This window comes from Curvibacter sp. T50 (genome assembly GCF_057219955.1).
Genome location: NZ_JBXVVU010000004.1, coordinates 19,163 through 34,476, shown reverse-complemented (window position 1 = coordinate 34,476; position 15,314 = coordinate 19,163). Strand labels below are relative to the sequence as shown.

General features: G+C 68.0%; 11 protein-coding genes. 4 read left to right on the top strand and 7 right to left on the bottom strand.

Annotated features, from left to right (window positions below):
• Positions 1-8 precede the first annotated feature (8 nt).
• Together AC2EBU_RS13445 and AC2EBU_RS13440 are read right to left on the bottom strand one after the other, a co-directional pair.
• Positions 9-1,403 (bottom strand): peptidylprolyl isomerase, encoded by a 1,395-nt coding sequence (locus AC2EBU_RS13445; protein ID WP_484610946.1) that lies wholly within the window; start codon positions 1,401-1,403, stop codon positions 9-11.
• A complete protein-coding gene (locus tag AC2EBU_RS13440; RefSeq protein ID WP_484610945.1) occupies positions 1,396-3,756 on the bottom strand; it encodes an LPS-assembly protein LptD in 2,361 nt (786 codons plus the stop codon). The genes AC2EBU_RS13445 and AC2EBU_RS13440 overlap by 8 nt, the downstream gene beginning before the upstream one ends.
• 92 nt (positions 3,757-3,848) lie before the next feature.
• Here AC2EBU_RS13440 and AC2EBU_RS13435 point away from each other — a divergent pair, with 92 nt between their 5' ends.
• The 4 genes from AC2EBU_RS13435 (at position 3,849) to AC2EBU_RS13420 (ending at position 7,585) form a co-directional block, all read left to right on the top strand.
• A complete protein-coding gene (locus tag AC2EBU_RS13435) occupies positions 3,849-5,018 on the top strand; it encodes an aminoglycoside phosphotransferase family protein (protein WP_484610944.1) in 1,170 nt (389 codons plus the stop codon).
• Between the two features lie 63 nt (positions 5,019-5,081).
• The gene (locus AC2EBU_RS13430) at positions 5,082-5,807 is read left to right on the top strand and encodes a 16S rRNA (uracil(1498)-N(3))-methyltransferase (RefSeq protein WP_484610943.1); all 726 of its coding nucleotides are present in this window, start codon (positions 5,082-5,084) and stop codon (positions 5,805-5,807) included.
• Between the two features lie 87 nt (positions 5,808-5,894).
• On the top strand, positions 5,895-7,076 hold the full coding sequence (locus AC2EBU_RS13425) for an MFS transporter (protein ID WP_484610942.1): 1,182 nt from the start codon (positions 5,895-5,897) through the stop codon (positions 7,074-7,076).
• A gap of 23 nt (positions 7,077-7,099) precedes the next feature.
• Positions 7,100-7,585: a YidB family protein gene (locus tag AC2EBU_RS13420; protein WP_484610941.1), complete on the top strand. Its 486-nt coding sequence runs from the start codon at positions 7,100-7,102 to the stop codon at positions 7,583-7,585.
• Between the two features lie 54 nt (positions 7,586-7,639).
• On the opposite strand, the gene AC2EBU_RS13415 is transcribed toward AC2EBU_RS13420, so the two are convergent.
• From AC2EBU_RS13415 to glgC, 5 genes are all read right to left on the bottom strand, one after another.
• Positions 7,640-8,422 (bottom strand): lysophospholipase, encoded by a 783-nt coding sequence (locus tag AC2EBU_RS13415; RefSeq protein ID WP_484611185.1) that lies wholly within the window; start codon positions 8,420-8,422, stop codon positions 7,640-7,642.
• Between the two features lie 67 nt (positions 8,423-8,489).
• Positions 8,490-9,980, bottom strand: coding sequence for a M20/M25/M40 family metallo-hydrolase (locus tag AC2EBU_RS13410; RefSeq protein WP_484610940.1), 1,491 nt, complete (start codon positions 9,978-9,980; stop codon positions 8,490-8,492).
• A complete protein-coding gene (locus tag AC2EBU_RS13405) occupies positions 9,977-12,490 on the bottom strand; it encodes a glycogen/starch/alpha-glucan phosphorylase (protein WP_484610939.1) in 2,514 nt (837 codons plus the stop codon). The genes AC2EBU_RS13410 and AC2EBU_RS13405 overlap by 4 nt, the downstream gene beginning before the upstream one ends.
• On the bottom strand, positions 12,487-13,998 hold the full coding sequence (gene glgA / locus AC2EBU_RS13400) for a glycogen synthase GlgA (protein ID WP_484610938.1): 1,512 nt from the start codon (positions 13,996-13,998) through the stop codon (positions 12,487-12,489). The genes AC2EBU_RS13405 and glgA overlap by 4 nt, the downstream gene beginning before the upstream one ends.
• Positions 13,995-15,272 carry a glucose-1-phosphate adenylyltransferase gene (gene glgC, locus AC2EBU_RS13395; protein WP_484610937.1) on the bottom strand — a complete coding sequence of 426 codons (1,278 nt, stop codon included), beginning with the start codon at positions 15,270-15,272 and terminating at the stop codon, positions 13,995-13,997. The genes glgA and glgC overlap by 4 nt, the downstream gene beginning before the upstream one ends.
• Positions 15,273-15,314: the final 42 nt, after the last annotated feature.

Sequence of the window (15,314 nt, the reverse complement as noted above, 5' to 3'; positions counted from 1 at the left end):
AGGCAGGATCACTGGGGCGCTTCGCGCAGCTCGACCCAGGCACGGCCGCGGATGTCGCGCGCCCAATCGGCGTAGGCTTCTTCCAGCTTCTGTTCACGGACGACACCACGGGCCATTTCGCGCTGCTCACGGTCGGTGAGGGTGGCCTGCCGGCGCTCCAGCAATTGAATCAGGTGGACTCCGAAACGCGAAACCACCGGCTCGCTGATCTGGCCGGGCGCAAGCTGGTTGAGCACTTCCTCGAACTCCGGCACGAACTGGCCGGGGCTGGCCCAGCCCAGGTCACCGCCTTCTCGCGCACTGCCGTCCTGTGACTGGGCGCGGGCCAGTGCCGCAAATTCCGCCTGGCCGGACGTGATCTGGCGGCGCAGCGCGGCCAACTGGTCCCGAGCCTGCGACTCGCTGAGCGAGGCGCCGGGGCGCAGCAGGATATGCCGCGCCCGATGCTGGGTGACCTGCATTGCCGGCAGCGCGCCCTGCCGCTTTTCCACGACCTTGAGGATGTGAAAACCCGCCCCCGAACGCACCGGACCGGTCACGGCGCCTGCCGCCAGCCCGTCGATCGCCTGCACAAACAGCTCAGGGTAGCGGTTGAGACTGCGCAGGCCAAACTCCCCGCGGGTCTGCGCGGCGTTGGGCGCGTCGGACGCCTCGGCAGCGAGCTTGGCAAAATCTTCTCCCGCCCGCGCCCGGCCCGCAAGGCGCTCGGCGCGGGCCTGCAGCACACTCACCTGCGCCGCCGCCGCATCTTCAGGCACGGCGACCAGAATCTGGGCGAGGTTGACTTCGACGGCAGCCGGATCGACCTCTTCGAGTTGTTTGCGGATGAACTGGTCAATATCCGCCTCACTCACGCGCACCCGTGGCTCGACGTCGCGTTCACGCAGACGCGTCATGGTCAACTGGGTACGAAGATCCTCACGGAACTGCGCGACCGAAATTTCCTCCTGGATCAGCCGCTGGCGCAACTGGGCGACGTCCAGCTGATTCTGGCGGGCAACATTGATCTCCGCCTGGTCAACCGCCGCGTCGTCCACCTTGATACCGGTCTCGCGGGCGTGCTGGATCTGCGCCCGCTCGTTGATCAGGCGCTCGAGGACCTGCCCGGCCAGCACCTCGCGACTGGGCAAAGCTGCGCCTTCGCGTACCAGCTGTTGCTCCAGCCGCACCAGCCGGGATTTGACCTCGTTGTTGGTGATCGGTTCACTGTTGACCACCGCAACAATGAAATCCGCCGCGCGCTGCGCCGGCACCGCCGTCGCCGGGCGGACCACGCTCTCGCCCAGGCGGATCGACGGGCGAAGGCCCTGGGCCTGCACCAGGGCGGGCAGGCCCATCAGCAGGGCCACAGCCAGGGAAACAGGGCGCAGGCCGCTGTGCAGGGGTGCGAGGTATCTAGTCATAGTTGCTGAACCGGTTGGGCGGACGGGTTTGCTCGCGCAGGTACTGGTATCGGGGGATATTCTCCCGCAGAGTCCTGAGCGGGTTGGAGCCAATGCGAGACAGGCCCACCAGCTCCAGCTGCAGCAGGACCCGCGTGGACGAGGTGGTGACCCCACTTTGCAGGCGCTCGAACACCACGCGGCCCAGCCAGCAGCCGGCGTCGTATTCGAAGCCGAGGATGGCGTCGACCAGTTTGCTGTCGCGCAGACTGTAGTTGAGGCGGCCCACGCTGTACCAGCGACCCGGCCCCTGGCCCTGGCCGGCCCCCAGCGCCAGGCCGCGGTCACCCCACAAGTCGTTCAGTGGCCACTGCCAGCCCAGGTCCAGCTGCTCGCTTTGTCCGCGCTGCAGGCGGTAGGCGGCGCTGACCGTGCGATAGGGACCGGGGTTGAAGCGCCCGCCCAGTGTGGTTCGGATCGATCGTCGGGTCTTGGGGTTGAACTGCACGGTGGCGTCGGCCAGCCACTGCGGGTTCCAGTTCAGGCTGCCGCCCAGCAGCATGTCGCTCAGCCGTTCGCTGACGACTGCTTCGCCGGGCAGAGTCACCCGCTGGTCGCGCAGCCGAATTCGCTGCGCGAGGCCGAAACGGGCCAGCTCGGCACCTGTCGCAGGCTCCAGAAAACGCGAGGTCACCCCCAGGGTCAGCAGATGGTTGTCGGCAATCCGGTCGTTGCCGACGTAGCTGTTGTCCGAATAGATGGTCGCCAGATTGAAGTCCAGCGCGCCGGAGTCGTAGTTGGGCAGAAAGCTCTGGTCGCGGTACGGCGTATGGACGTAGAACGCCCGCGGCTCCAGCGTCTGTGTCAGCTTGCGGCCGCCATATTCCGTGTTTCGCTCGAATACCAGGCCACTGTCGAGGCTGACACTGGGGACGATGCGGCTGGCGTCCCGGTGGCCATTGGTCAAGGCGCGGTCAAAGGCGTAACGGGTCGCATGCAGCTGGATTCGGGGTGTCACGAAGCCCGCCGGCCACACCCAGGGCCGGCTCAGGCGGGCGATCACCAGGCCACGTTGCGCATTCGCCTGCCCGGTGCGGGAAGCGTCTCCGACGAAACGGGTGTAGTCCATTTCGACCGATGCGTCGAACCCGGCCAGATTGGTACGGACATAGCTGGCGTTGAGCTGCGGCGCGCGGTCATACGGCGGCACGATGGGGGCGCTCACATCCTGCAAAGTCTGCCATTGCAGCCAGCGACCCACGGTGCTGAACGGCCCGACGGCGCCGATGAGGGTCAGCTCGGTGGGCAGCAGCCGTTCGGTCAGCGAGGTGCCATTGCGCGTGAAATCGCGCCAGTAGTTGTCGTCGCTGACCCGCGCCGCCCGCAGGTTGAGCCCCACAGACGGTGTCAGCTGGCCGCTGTGCTGCGCCGTGAGGCCCCAGCGGGTGCGATCGCGCAGACGGTCGGAGGGCATGACATTGAGTCGCGCCTCGCCGCGGTACGCCGACTCCAGGTAGCGAAACTCTGCCCCCAGATCGATGCCACGCCGGGCCATCAGGGTGGAGTACAGCGTCGCATCGCGGTTGGGCGCGATATTCCAGTAATACGGCAGCGAAAGCTCCAGGCCGTTGACGCTGTCCAGTCCGAACGAGGGCGACAACCAGCCGGACTTGCGCCGGTCCCCCAACGGAAAACTCAGTGTCGGCACCGGCAGGATCGGCACGTCCTTGAATCGCACCACCACACCCTCGGCCCGACCGGTCTCTTCCTCGTTGTCGAGCGCGATGCGCGACGCGTTGAGCACCCAGTCCGGCATCCAGCCGGGACGGCCATCGCGTCGGCAGGTGCTGTAACTGGCGTTGTGGATCACGGCCCGTTTGTCGTCCAGAAAATCGATGCGATCGGCCTCGCCCTGGCCTCCGGTGCGCAGGAACTCGTAGCGCGGCTGGCGAAAGCTTCCTTCGAATGACTCCACCCGCAGCTCCAGCTCCGGGCCTTCGAACACATCGCCGGCGCGGTTGATGCGGACCTGCCCGCGCGCGCGCAGCCGGTCGTCGGGCGCGTAGTATTCGATCCGCTCGGCCCGCACGGCGGTGTCCCCGCGGCGCAGGCGGGCGTCGCCTTCGATGACCGATTCGAGATCGGTGCGTCCGGACAGGCGATCGCCGAAAAGAAACACCGGCAGGCCCTGGCTGGCGTTGCCGGGTTTTTCGGTGAGCGCGGGGGTACCGGTGAGTCGCAACGGGGCCGCGACGTCTGCCGCCTGCGCCCAGACGAGTCCCTGCAACATGGCCACCATGGCCAGGACCACCGGGCGAACGGCACGCCGGGTGGGCATGGGGCATGGGGCGGGGTCGCGGGCGGGGATCAACATCCGGTCAGGGCAGCGGGGCGCGGAAAACGGCGGGTCGGCGGGCGGGCCGGCCGGCCAGGGACAGCCGGTCGGGTTTGTAGAATCGATTATCCATGGTGCGACAACCCCACTCCGATCCGGCCGACTTGGCCACCCCCCCGATGCAACCCGCAGCGGTCCCCTGGACCGATCCCGCGCGCGCCGCGGCTTTTGACCGGTGGCTGCAGGCGCTGGCACCGCAACACGGCCTGCATCCGGCCAGCGTGCGTCTGGCGTCGGCGGACGCGAGCTTTCGCCGCTACCTGCGGGTGGACTGCGCAGGCGGCGGCAGCCTGATCATCATGGACGCGCCGCCCACCCAGGAAAACTGCGAGCCCTTCGTGCGCATCGCCGCGCTGATGGCCGGCGCCGGGCTTCGGGTGCCCCAGGTGCTGGAGTGGGACGCCGCGGAGGGCTTCCTGCTGCTGACCGATCTCGGCAGCCGCACGATGATGGACGTCATCGACCGCGAACAGCCCGAAGCCAACCGCCCCCTGTATGTTGCGGCGCTGGATGCGCTGCTGGCGTGGCAGCAGGCGTCGGCACCGGCGGTGCTGCCGGCGTATGACGAGGCCTTGCTGCGCCGGGAACTGGCCCTGTTTCCGGACTGGTACCTGGCGCGGCACCGCAACGTTCCGCTGGCCGGCAAGGTGGCCGAGACCCTGGAGCGAACCTTTGCCCTGATCGTGCAGCGCAACCTGGCCGCGCCCCAGGTCTATGTGCACCGGGATTTCATGCCCAGGAACCTGATGGCCCCCACGCTCCCCGCCCAAGGACGGCCCGGCGGCGGCTCGGGGATGGCCTCCCCGGCGGGCGATGCCCGTCTCGGCGTGCTCGATTTCCAGGACGCCGTCTACGGCCCGCTGACTTACGACATTGCCAGCCTGATGCGCGACGCCTTCCTCAGCTGGGAAGAGGATTTCGTGCTCGACATCACCATCCGCTACTGGGAAAAAGCGCGCAAGGCGGGATTGATGGACTTCGAGGACTGGCACAGCGATTTCGGCGCGTTCTGGCGCGCGGTGGAGTGGATGGGGCTGCAGCGGCACCTGAAGGTGGCCGGCATCTTTGCCCGGCTGACGCTGCGCGACGGCAAGCCCAGATACCTGGCCGATGCGCCGCGTTTCATCGGGTACATCCGCGCCACGGCAGCCCGCTACCGCGAGCTCACCCCGCTGCTGCGCCTGGTGGACGAGGTCGAGGGCCTGCAGGGCGCCTCCGGGTGGGCTTTTGGCCGGGTTTGAGGCGAAATTGGCCAATACCCAGCGTAAAAAGGTCTTCTTGTGCTACTGATATGTGAGTAACGGGTGCCCCGCTTTTTTTGCCCTGTCCCGCTGCACACCGGTCTGAACCTGGATCTGCCGGCGGGCGCGGCACGGCATGTGCAGGTGCTGCGGCTGCAGCCGGGCGCCACCCTGACGCTGTTCAATGGCGAAGGCGGAGAGTGGGACGCCAACGTCACCCGCATGGGCCGCGCGGACGTGGCCGTCGCGGTGGAGGGGCACCGCGCGGTGGAGCGCGAGGCCGCACGGGCCGTGCACCTGGTGGCCGGCATCACCGCCAACGAACGCATGGACTGGCTGGTCGAAAAAGCCGTCGAACTGGGCGCCGCCAGCCTCACCCCGCTGGAGGCCGCCCGCAGCGTGCTCAAGCTGCGCGGCGAACGTGCCGACAAGAAGCTGGCCCATTGGCAGGGTGTGGCGGTGGCCGCGTGCGAGCAGTGTGGCCGCAACCGTGTGCCGCCAGTGCATGCGGCGCAGACACTGGCCGCGTGGCTGGCCTCCCCCCAGGCCATGCAGGCGGCAGCCGGCGCGCGCCTGGTGCTGTCCCTGCACCCGCACGCGCGGCCGCTGGCGGACGCGGTGGCCGGCGCGACCACGGTCACGCTGCTGTCCGGCCCCGAAGGTGGCCTCACGCCCGAGGAGGAAGCCGCCGCGCTGGGCGCCGGCTTCGTGCCGGTGACCCTGGGCCCGCGGGTGCTGCGGGCGGAAACCGCGCCGCTGGCGGTGTTGGCGACGCTGACGCTGGGTTGAGCGCGCGCGCGGCGCGCCGGCCAGGCGGGACAGCGCCCATCGCCAACGGGACACGCCGCTCGGGGCGCTCTCTATAAACTGCGGCTGATGAATCGCCATCTGCTGCTGCTCACCCTCTGCCAGGGCCTGTTCCTGACCAACAACGTCACCTTCATCGCCATCAACGGCCTGGTGGGGCTGAGCCTGGCGCCGCTGGGCTGGATGGCCACGCTGCCGGTGATGGGCTATGTGGTGGGGGGCGCGCTGTCCACCGGGCTGGTCGCGAAAACCCAGGCGCTCTACGGCCGGCGCGGCTCGTTCCTGATCGGGCTGGCAGTGGCGGCGCTGTCGGCGCTGCTGGCGGCCTATGCCGTCTGGAGCCACAACTTCGCGCTGCTGGTCGCCGCCACCGTGATCGCCGGCTACTACAGCGCCAACGGCCAGCTGTACCGTTTTGCCGCCGCCGAGCTGTCCGCGCCCGCCTTCCGCGAAAAAGCGGTGTCGCTGGTGCTGGCCGGGGGGCTGCTGGGGGCGGTGGTCGGCCCCAACCTGGCCTCGCGCACCAAGTCGCTGGCCAGCACCCCGTTTGTCGGCGCCTACCTGGCGCTGACCGTGGTGGCCCTGGTGGGCATGGTGGTGATGGCCTTCATCCGGTTCCCGGAGGCTCCGAAAACGTCGGCGCGTGCCGATGTCGGCCGCCCGCTCGGGGAGATCATGCGCCAGCCGGTGTTCATCGTCGCCGCGGCGGCGGCGGCGCTGGGCTACGGCGTGATGAACCTGCTGATGGCCGCCACCCCGCTGGCCATGCAGGTCTGTGGGTTTCCGTTCGACGACGCGGCGCTGGTGCTGGAGTGGCATGTCATCGGCATGTTTGCACCGGGGTTTTTCACCGGCCACCTGATCAAGCGCTTTGGCGTCCTGCCGGTCATGGGGGTGGGGGTGCTGCTCAATCTGGCGTGTATTGCCGTGGCGCTGTCGGGCGTGGACCTGCACCAGTTCCTGATCGCGCTGTTCCTGCTGGGGGTGGGGTGGAACTTCCTGTTTACGGGCAGTACCACGCTGTCGCTGCGCGCCTACAGGCCTGAGGAAAAAGACCGTGCGCAGGCGGCCATCAATTTCTGTGTGTTCGCGACCATGGCGGTGACGTCATTTGCCTCCGGGGCCCTGGTGACCACGCAGGGCTGGGCCTTGCTGAACTGGGGATCGCTGGTGCCCGTTTTGTTGACGGGATTTGCCCTGGCCTGGCTTGCCGCCCGCGAGCGGGGGACCCACAATCGGGCCGGTTCGTAAACTTTCTTCTACAGGAGATCGCAATGGGATTGCTGGATTCACTGGTAGGTGCTGCGGCACAGGCGATGAGCGGGCAACAGGGCAGCCAGGCGGCGGCCGGCGGGCTGGACCCGCAGATGATCGTGGGCGCCCTGGGCGCGCTGATGAACAACGCCGGCGGCCTGTCGGGCATTCTGGACAAGCTGCAGCAAGGGGGCCTGGCCGAAGCGGCGGCGTCGTGGGTCGGCACAGGCGAGAACCAGCCGGTTTCGGCCGATGCGCTGGGCGGCGCGCTGGGCCCGGACCTGATGGGCATGATCGCCAGTCAGCTGGGCGGCAACAGCCAGCAGGCGGCCGGCACCCTGGCCGACGTGTTGCCGGGCCTGATCGACAAACTCACGCCGCAAGGCCAGTTGCCCGCCGACAACGGTCTGGGCGGGCTGGGCGCGTTGCTGGGCGGTGCTCAGGGTGGCCAGGGCCCGGACCTGGGCGCGCTGGCCGGCATGTTGGGCGGATTGCTCCGGAAATAAGAGCTGAAAACGACCTTTTTACGCTGGGTATTGCCAGTTTTCGCGGAAAAGCGGTCAGAACCGGGCGTCCAGCCAGGCTTGGAGTGCGTCCAGCACGGCTTCGCGCCCGGTTTCGTTGAATATCTCGTGGTAGTAGCCCTCGAAGCACTGGCTGCTGACCACCTGCGCCGGGGCGGCCTCGGCAAAGCGGCGGCTGCCTTCGGGGTTGACCAGCCGGTCGTCGCCCGCCCACAGCAACAGCGTCGGTACCGTCCAGTGGCTGGCGTGCGCAACCACCGCCGGGCCTTGCGTCGCAATGAAACGCGCCAGGCGGGCGCTGATGCGGTCATGCACCAGCGGATCGTTGCGGTAGGCCTGCACGACGACCGGATCGTGGGAAAGGTAAGTGGCGTCCAGGCCATTGCCGACGCGCAAGTCCGGTGCAATGCGCGGCAGCACCGCGACCAGCAGCTTCTGCACCGCGCTGAGCCCGGCGTCCAGTGCCGGAGAGGACAACACCAGCGCGTCGACCCGGCGCATCGCCAGCGAAACCAGCCGCGACGCCACCAGTCCGCCCATGCTGTGACCGAGCAGGATCAGCGGCACGCCCGCGGGCAGGTGCACACGGGTGTGGTCGATCAGGTCGGCCAGATCGTCGAGCAGCTGGGTGTCGGTCGGCAGCGAACCCGGCTTGCCGCTGGATTCGCCATGGCCGTGCTGGTCGTAGGAGCGCACGGCAAATCCCCATTGCACCAGACGGGCGGCCAGCGCGTCATAGCGGCCGGCATGCTCTCCCAGGCCGTGCACGATGATCACCAGGCCCCGCAGCGGCTGGTGGTCTTCCAGCGGCCAGTCCATCAGCGCCAGGTTGAAACCCTGGGCGTCGGTATAGGTCACCAGGGTGGAATCGGTCACGCCGGTCTCCTCAGGCGCCGTGGCCGGCCTGGGGCATGCGTGAGATCACTTGCGCCACGGCGGCCGTCAGCCGCCGGGCGTACGGCACATGCAGAAACTCATTGGGGCCGTGGGCGTTGCTGCGGGGCCCCAGGACGCCGCAGACCATCATCTGCGCGTTGGGGAACCCGTGGCTGAGCATGTTCATCAGCGGAATCGTGCCGCCCTGCCCGATGGTGCCGCAGGGCGCGCCGAAGTAGGCCTGGCTCGCCTCGTGCAGCGCCGCTTCGTACCATGGCACGGTGGACGGCGCGTTCCAGCCCGTGGCGGCACTGGCGCCCTCAAAGGTCACCTTGGCCTGGTAGGGGGCGTTGTCTTCCAGCAGCGCCTTGAGCTCCTGCACGGCGGCAGACGCATCCACCAGCGGTGGCAGGCGCAGGCTGAGCTTGAAGGCGGTGTAAGGCCGCAGCACGTTGCCGGCATCGCGAATCGGCGGAAAACCCTCGGCGCCGGTCACCGACAGGGTGGGCGCCCAGGTCCGGTTGAGCAGCGCCTGCACCGGATCGGTGGTGGTGGGCAGCGCAAAGCTCGTCGAGCCGCCGCAGTCGCTGTGCGCCCAGGGGAAGCGCTTGAAAATTTCATCACCCAGAATGGCCGCCGTGGCGCGCGCCTGCGCCAGCCGCTCGGCCGGCACTTCGCAATGGAAGCGGGCCGGCAGCAGGCGGCCGGTGGCGCTGTCTTCGAGCCGGTCGAGCACCATGCGCATGATGCGAAAGCTTGACGGAACCAGACCGGACGCATCACCCGAATGGATGCCTTCGGTGAGGATCTCGACTTTCAGTGTGCCGCTGACCATGCCGCGCAGGCTGGTGGTGAGCCACAACTGGTCGTAGTTGCCCGCACCCGAATCGAGGCAGACCACCAGACCGACCGGGCCCAGCCGGGGCCGCAACGCATCGATGTACGGCAGCAGGTCGGCCGAACCCGATTCTTCGGAAGTTTCGATCAGTCCGACGATGCGGGGATGGGGCGTGTTCTGGCTTTTGAGTGCCTGGACGGCCGCGATGGCGGCGTACACCGCGTAGCCGTCATCGGCACCGCCGCGTCCGTAGAGCTTGCCCTCTTCATAAACCGGTGTCCACGGGCCCAGACCGGCCCGCCAGCCATTGAACTCGGGTTGCTTGTCCAGGTGCCCGTACATCAGCACGGTGTCCCCGCCGGCGGCGGCGGTGCCTGCCACCTCGAAGAACAGTACCGGCGTGCGTCCGGGCAAACGCACGATCTCCAGGCTCAGGCCGTCCACGTTCTGGGCCTTCACCCAGTCGGCCGCCTGACGCACCACCGCATCCAGCAGACCGTGGGTTTCCCAGTCGGTGTCGAACATCGGCGACTTGGCCGGAATGGCGATGTAGTCCGCCAGGCGGCGCACGATGTCGTTGTCCCAGCGGGCGCTGACTTCCTGCAGGGCCTGGGCCGGATCGAACAGCGGCTCGGCGATGCCGCGCGGCAAAGGGGCGTTCATGAGGAACCTCCGTAGGCGGGTGGGGCGATGGTCGTTGACTGTATAGCAGTGGCAGCCGAACTGTCGAACAGCGGCGCTACCCGCCAGATGGTGTCGGCGTACTCGTTGATCGTGCGGTCCGACGAAAAGCTGCCCATGCCGGCGATGTTCAGGATGGCCTGGCGGGTCCATTCCGACGGACGGCGGAACAGCTCGTCCACGCGGCGCTGGGTGGCCACGTAGTCGCCGAAGTCGGCGCACAGCTGGTAATGATCCGACTCCACCAGCGCGCGCACCAGGTCGGCGTAGCGATGCGGCTCCTGCGGGCTGAAGGCCCCGTCGCCGATGCGGTCCACCACGGCCTTGAGGGCGAAGTCCCGGGCCAGGTAGTCCCCCGGGCGGTACCCCTGCGCCCGCCGGGTCGCCACCTCGTCGGCCCGGCTGCCGAAGATGAAGATGTTGTCCAGCCCGACCTGCTGGGCGATTTCGATGTTGGCGCCGTCCCAGGTGCCGATGGTCAAGGCCCCGTTCAGGGCCAGTTTCATGTTGCCGGTGCCCGATGCTTCGGTGCCGGCCGTGGAAATCTGCTCGGACAGATCGGCCGCCGGAATGATGCGCTCGGCCAGGCTGACCCGGTAGTTCGGCAGGAAAACCAGCTTGAGCCGGTCACCGACATGGGGGTCGTGGTTGATGACCCGGGCCACGTCGTTGATGAGGCGGATCACCTGTTTTGCCATGTGGTAGGCCGACGCCGCCTTGCCGGCGAAAATCACGGTCCGTGGCACCCAGTTGGCCTGTGGGCGGGCCAGGATTTCGTGGTAGCGGGCGATCACATGCAGCAGGTTGAGCAACTGCCGTTTGTATTCGTGCACCCGCTTGACCTGCACGTCGAACAGGCTGTCGGGGTCGACGGCGACACCGGTTTCGCGCAGGATCAGGTCTGCCAGACGGCGCTTGTTCTGGTGTTTGGCAAGCCGCACGGCATTGTTGAACGCCGGTTCACTGGCCAGTTCGCGCAGCGCTGCGAGCTCGCCGAGGTTGCGGCGCCATCCCGGCCCGATGCGGTCGTCGATCAGGGCCGCCAGGGGCTGGTTGGCCTGCGCGAGCCAGCGCCGGGGGGTGATGCCGTTGGTTTTGTTGCAAAAGCGCTCGGGGAACAGCCGCGCCAGGTCGGCGAAGATGGTCTGGACCATCAGGTCGCTGTGCAGCGCCGAGACGCCGTTGACCTTGTGGCTGGCCAGCACACACAGATAGGCCATGCGAACCCGCCGGCCGCCGTTTTCTTCGATCAGCGACACGCGGCGCAGCAGATCCTGGTCACCCGGATGCTTTTCGTTCAGCTCGGCCAGAAACCTGGCGTTCAGGTCATAGATGATGCGCAGGTGCCGCGGCAGCAGCCGCCCCAGCAGGTCGACCGACCAGGTCTCCAGGGCCTCCTGCATCAGGGTATGGTTGGTGTAGCTGAAGATGCGGGTGCACAGCGACCAGGCCTGGTCCCAGTCGATGCGGTGCTCGTCCACCAGCAGCCGCATCAGCTCGGGCACTGCCAGCGCGGGATGGGTGTCGTTGAGGTGGATCGCCACCTTGTCGGCCAGCTGGTCGAAGCTGCCGTGGTCCTTGAGGTAGCGGCGGATCAGGTCCTGCAGCGAGGCACTGACGAAGAAGAACTCCTGACGCAGTCGCAGCTCCCTGCCGTGGTCGGTACTGTCGTCCGGGTACAGCACCCGGGAGACGTTCTCCGACTGGTTCTTTTCTTCGACCGCGCGGAAATAGTCGCCCTTGTTGAAGGCGTCGAGGTTGATCGCCGCGCCGTCACGCGCCGACCACAGGCGCAGGGTGGCCACCGAGGTCATGCCATAGCCTGGCACCGCGCTGTCGTAGGCCGTGGCCACCACGTCGTCGGTGTCCACCCAGGCGACGGAAGGCCCGTCGGCGATCAGTCGCCCGCCGAAGCGGACGGTGTAGCCGAATTCCGGACGCATGAACTCCCAGGGGTTGCCGCCGACCAGCCAGCCGTCGGGTTCTTCGACCTGGCGGCCGTCGACGATCCGCTGGGCAAACATGCCGTAGTCGTAACGAATGCCGTAACCCATGGCCGGCAGGCCGACCGTGGCGATCGAGTCCAGGAAACAGGCCGCCAGCCGACCCAGGCCACCATTGCCCAGTCCGGGGTCGGCTTCCAGGTCGAGCAGGGTGTCGAAATCCGCGCCCAGCTGGCTGCAGGCGGTGCGCGTATCGTCGTAGATGCCCAGCGCCATCAGTGCGTTGGTCAGCAGCCGGCCGGGCAGGTATTCCATGGACAGGTAATAGACCCGCTTGACGTCCTGGTCCTGCGCCTCGTTGAGCGAATCGCGCCAGCGGTCCATGACCCGGTCCCTCACCGCGTGAAAGATCGCAAACAGCCAGTCACGCCGGGTGGCCGAACGCACATCCTTGCCGACGGCGTAGACCAGGCGGTTGGCGATGGAACGCCGCAGCGCGTCGACCGAGTTGGTCGGGTGGTCGAAATAGAAAGACTGGACGGAGTTCATGGCGATCGGACGGGTGATGCCCCGGCTCGGGGCGTGGAAGCGGTGTCAGGATGGCGGTTCAGCAGGGTTTCGTAAAGATCCCGGTATGACCGGGCGGCCCGTGACCAGTCGAAACGCGCCGCCATGGCAGTGCGGCGGACCTGAGCCCAGTCGTCCGGGCGTTGCCGCAGCGCGAAGGCCCGGCGTACCGCCGCGGCGAGCGCCTGCGAAGTGAAGTCGCCAAAGCTGAAGCCGGTTGCGCTCGCGTCGGCGAGGTTTTCCAGCGCGCAGTCGGTGACGGTGTCGGCCAGCCCGCCGACGGCGTGGACCAGTGGCAGGGTGCCATAGCGCATCGCATACATCTGCGTCAGTCCGCAGGGCTCGAAGCGGGAGGGCATCAACAGCACATCGCTGGCCGCCATGATCTGGTGGGCGAGCGGTTCGTCGTGCCCGGTGCACAGCACACAGTCGCCAGGGTGCCGGTCCATGGCCGCCCGCAAGGCCGCTTCCTGCGCCGTGTCGCCGCTGCCCAGCACCACCAGTTGCCCCCCCTGGGCGACCAGGGCGTCCAGCACCGGCGGCAGCAGCTGCAAACCCTTCTGTTCGCTCAGGCGGGTGACCGCGCCGAACAGCAGCGCCTGCGGACGCTCGCGCAGGCCCAGGGCCTGACCCAGGCGCTGGCGGATCGCCAGTTTTCCCTGGGGGGAGTCGGCGTCATAGCGCAGCGGCAGCAGGGCGTCGGTAGCCGGATTCCAGATGTCGTAGTCGACACCGTTGAGAATGCCGGTCAGCTGGGCCTGGCGGGCCCGAAGCAGTCCATCCAGGCCACAGCCCTGCTCGGGCGAGGTGATCTCGCGCGCGTACCGGGGGCTGACGGTGGTCAGGGCATCGCTGTAGACCAGCGCGGCCTTCATGAACGACATCTGACCGTGAAACTCCACACCCTCCATATGGAACAGCGAACCGGGCAAGCCCAGCGCCGCCATCGCCGAGGCCGGAAACACGCCCTGAAACGCCAGGTTGTGGATGGTGAAAACCGACGCTGGCGGGCGCCGACCGGCCGCCAGCAAACGCAGGTACAGCGGCGTCAGGCCCGCGTGCCAGTCGTGGGCGTGCAGCAGTTGCGGTCGCCACGACGAATCCAGGCCCAGGCCGAGCAGGGCGGCCACCCGCCCCAACGCGCCGAAACGCAGGGCGTTGTCCGGCCAGGGGGTGCCGTCAGCGGCCAGGTACGGCCCGCCGTCACGGTGAAACCAGGCCGGTGACTCCAGCACATAGACCTTGTGCCCGGTGGCCCGCAGGGTTGCCGGAATCACCCGTACCGCTGGCTGGCGGTCGGGGCCGGCGGGGCAGTCGATGGCGGTGCCGCTGACCTGCACGCCCTCGCGCACCGCGTCATAGCCCGGCAGCAGCGTGCGGACCTCGCAACCCACCGACTGCAATGCCGCCGGCAAGGCGCCACAGACGTCGGCAAGTCCCCCGGTCTTGAGCAGGGGGACCATTTCCGCGCAGACCTGCAGCACTCTCAAGCCGTTTTCTCCTCGCCGAGGCGTTCAAGCATGTCCCGGGTCACCAGCACGACCCCGCCCGGGGTGCGGAAGAAGCGACGGGCATCGGCGTGGGCATCCTCGCCGATCACCGTACCGTCCGGGATGTGGCAGTCGGTGTCAACCACCACCCGTCGCAGCCGGCAGTGGCGTCCGACGTGGACGTCGGGCAGCAGCACACACTCGTCGACCCGGCTGTAGGAATTCAGCCGGACGCGGGAGAACAGCACCGAGCGGCGGGCATGCGAGCCCGAAATGATGCATCCCCCGGAAACCAGCGAATCCACCGCCATGCCGCGGCGCCCGTCGTCGTCGAAGACGAACTTGGCCGGCGCCAGTTGCTCCTGATAGGTCCAGATCGGCCAGCGCCGGTCGTACATGTCCAGCTCGGGGGTGGGGCTGGTCAGATCGATGTTGGCGGCCCAGTAGGCGTCCACCGTGCCCACGTCACGCCAGTAGGCCGGCGCATCGGGGCTGCTGCTGACGCAGGACCGGCTGAACGGGTGGGCTTGCGCCTCGCCGCGCGCCACGGCGGCGGGAATCAGGTCCTTGCCGAAATCCCGGCTGGAGCCGGGCGCGCTGGCGTCGGCATCCAGCATCTGGTGCAGGTACTCGGCGTCAAACACGTACACGCCCATGCTGGCCAGCGCGGTGTCGGGTCGGCCGGGCATCGCGGCGGGCTGGGCCGGCTTTTCGTCGAAACGAACAATCCGCCCCTGCGCGTCCGTGGCCATCACCCCGAACGCACTGGCTTCGGCCAAGGGTACTTCGATGCAGGCGACGGTGCAGCGGGCGCCGCAGGCCACATGGTCGGCAATCAGGTTCGCGTAGTCCATCTTGTAGATGTGGTCGCCGGCCAGGATCAGGTAATACGACGGGCCATGGGCACGCAGGATGTCCAGGTTCTGGTAGACCGCGTCCGCCGTGCCCTGGTACCAGGAGTGTTCGTCGATCCGTTGCTGTGCCGGCAGCAGGTCGATGAATTCGTTGAACTCGTTGCGCAGGAAGGACCAGCCTCGCTGCAGATGGCGCAGCAGGCTGTGGGATTTGTACTGCGTGATCACACCAATGCGCCGCACGCCGGAATTTAGGCAGTTGGACAGCGCGAAATCGACGATGCGGAACTTGCCGCCGAAATACACCGCCGGTTTGGCCCGACGGTTCGTCAGCGCGTGCAGACGGGAGCCGCGGCCGCCGGCCAGCACCAAGGCGATGGTCTGGCGGGCAAGCTGGTGGGGATCGGGCGAAGGCGTCATGGGGTTTCCTTGAGGCGGGGAAAAATCGGGCGAGTGGGGGGT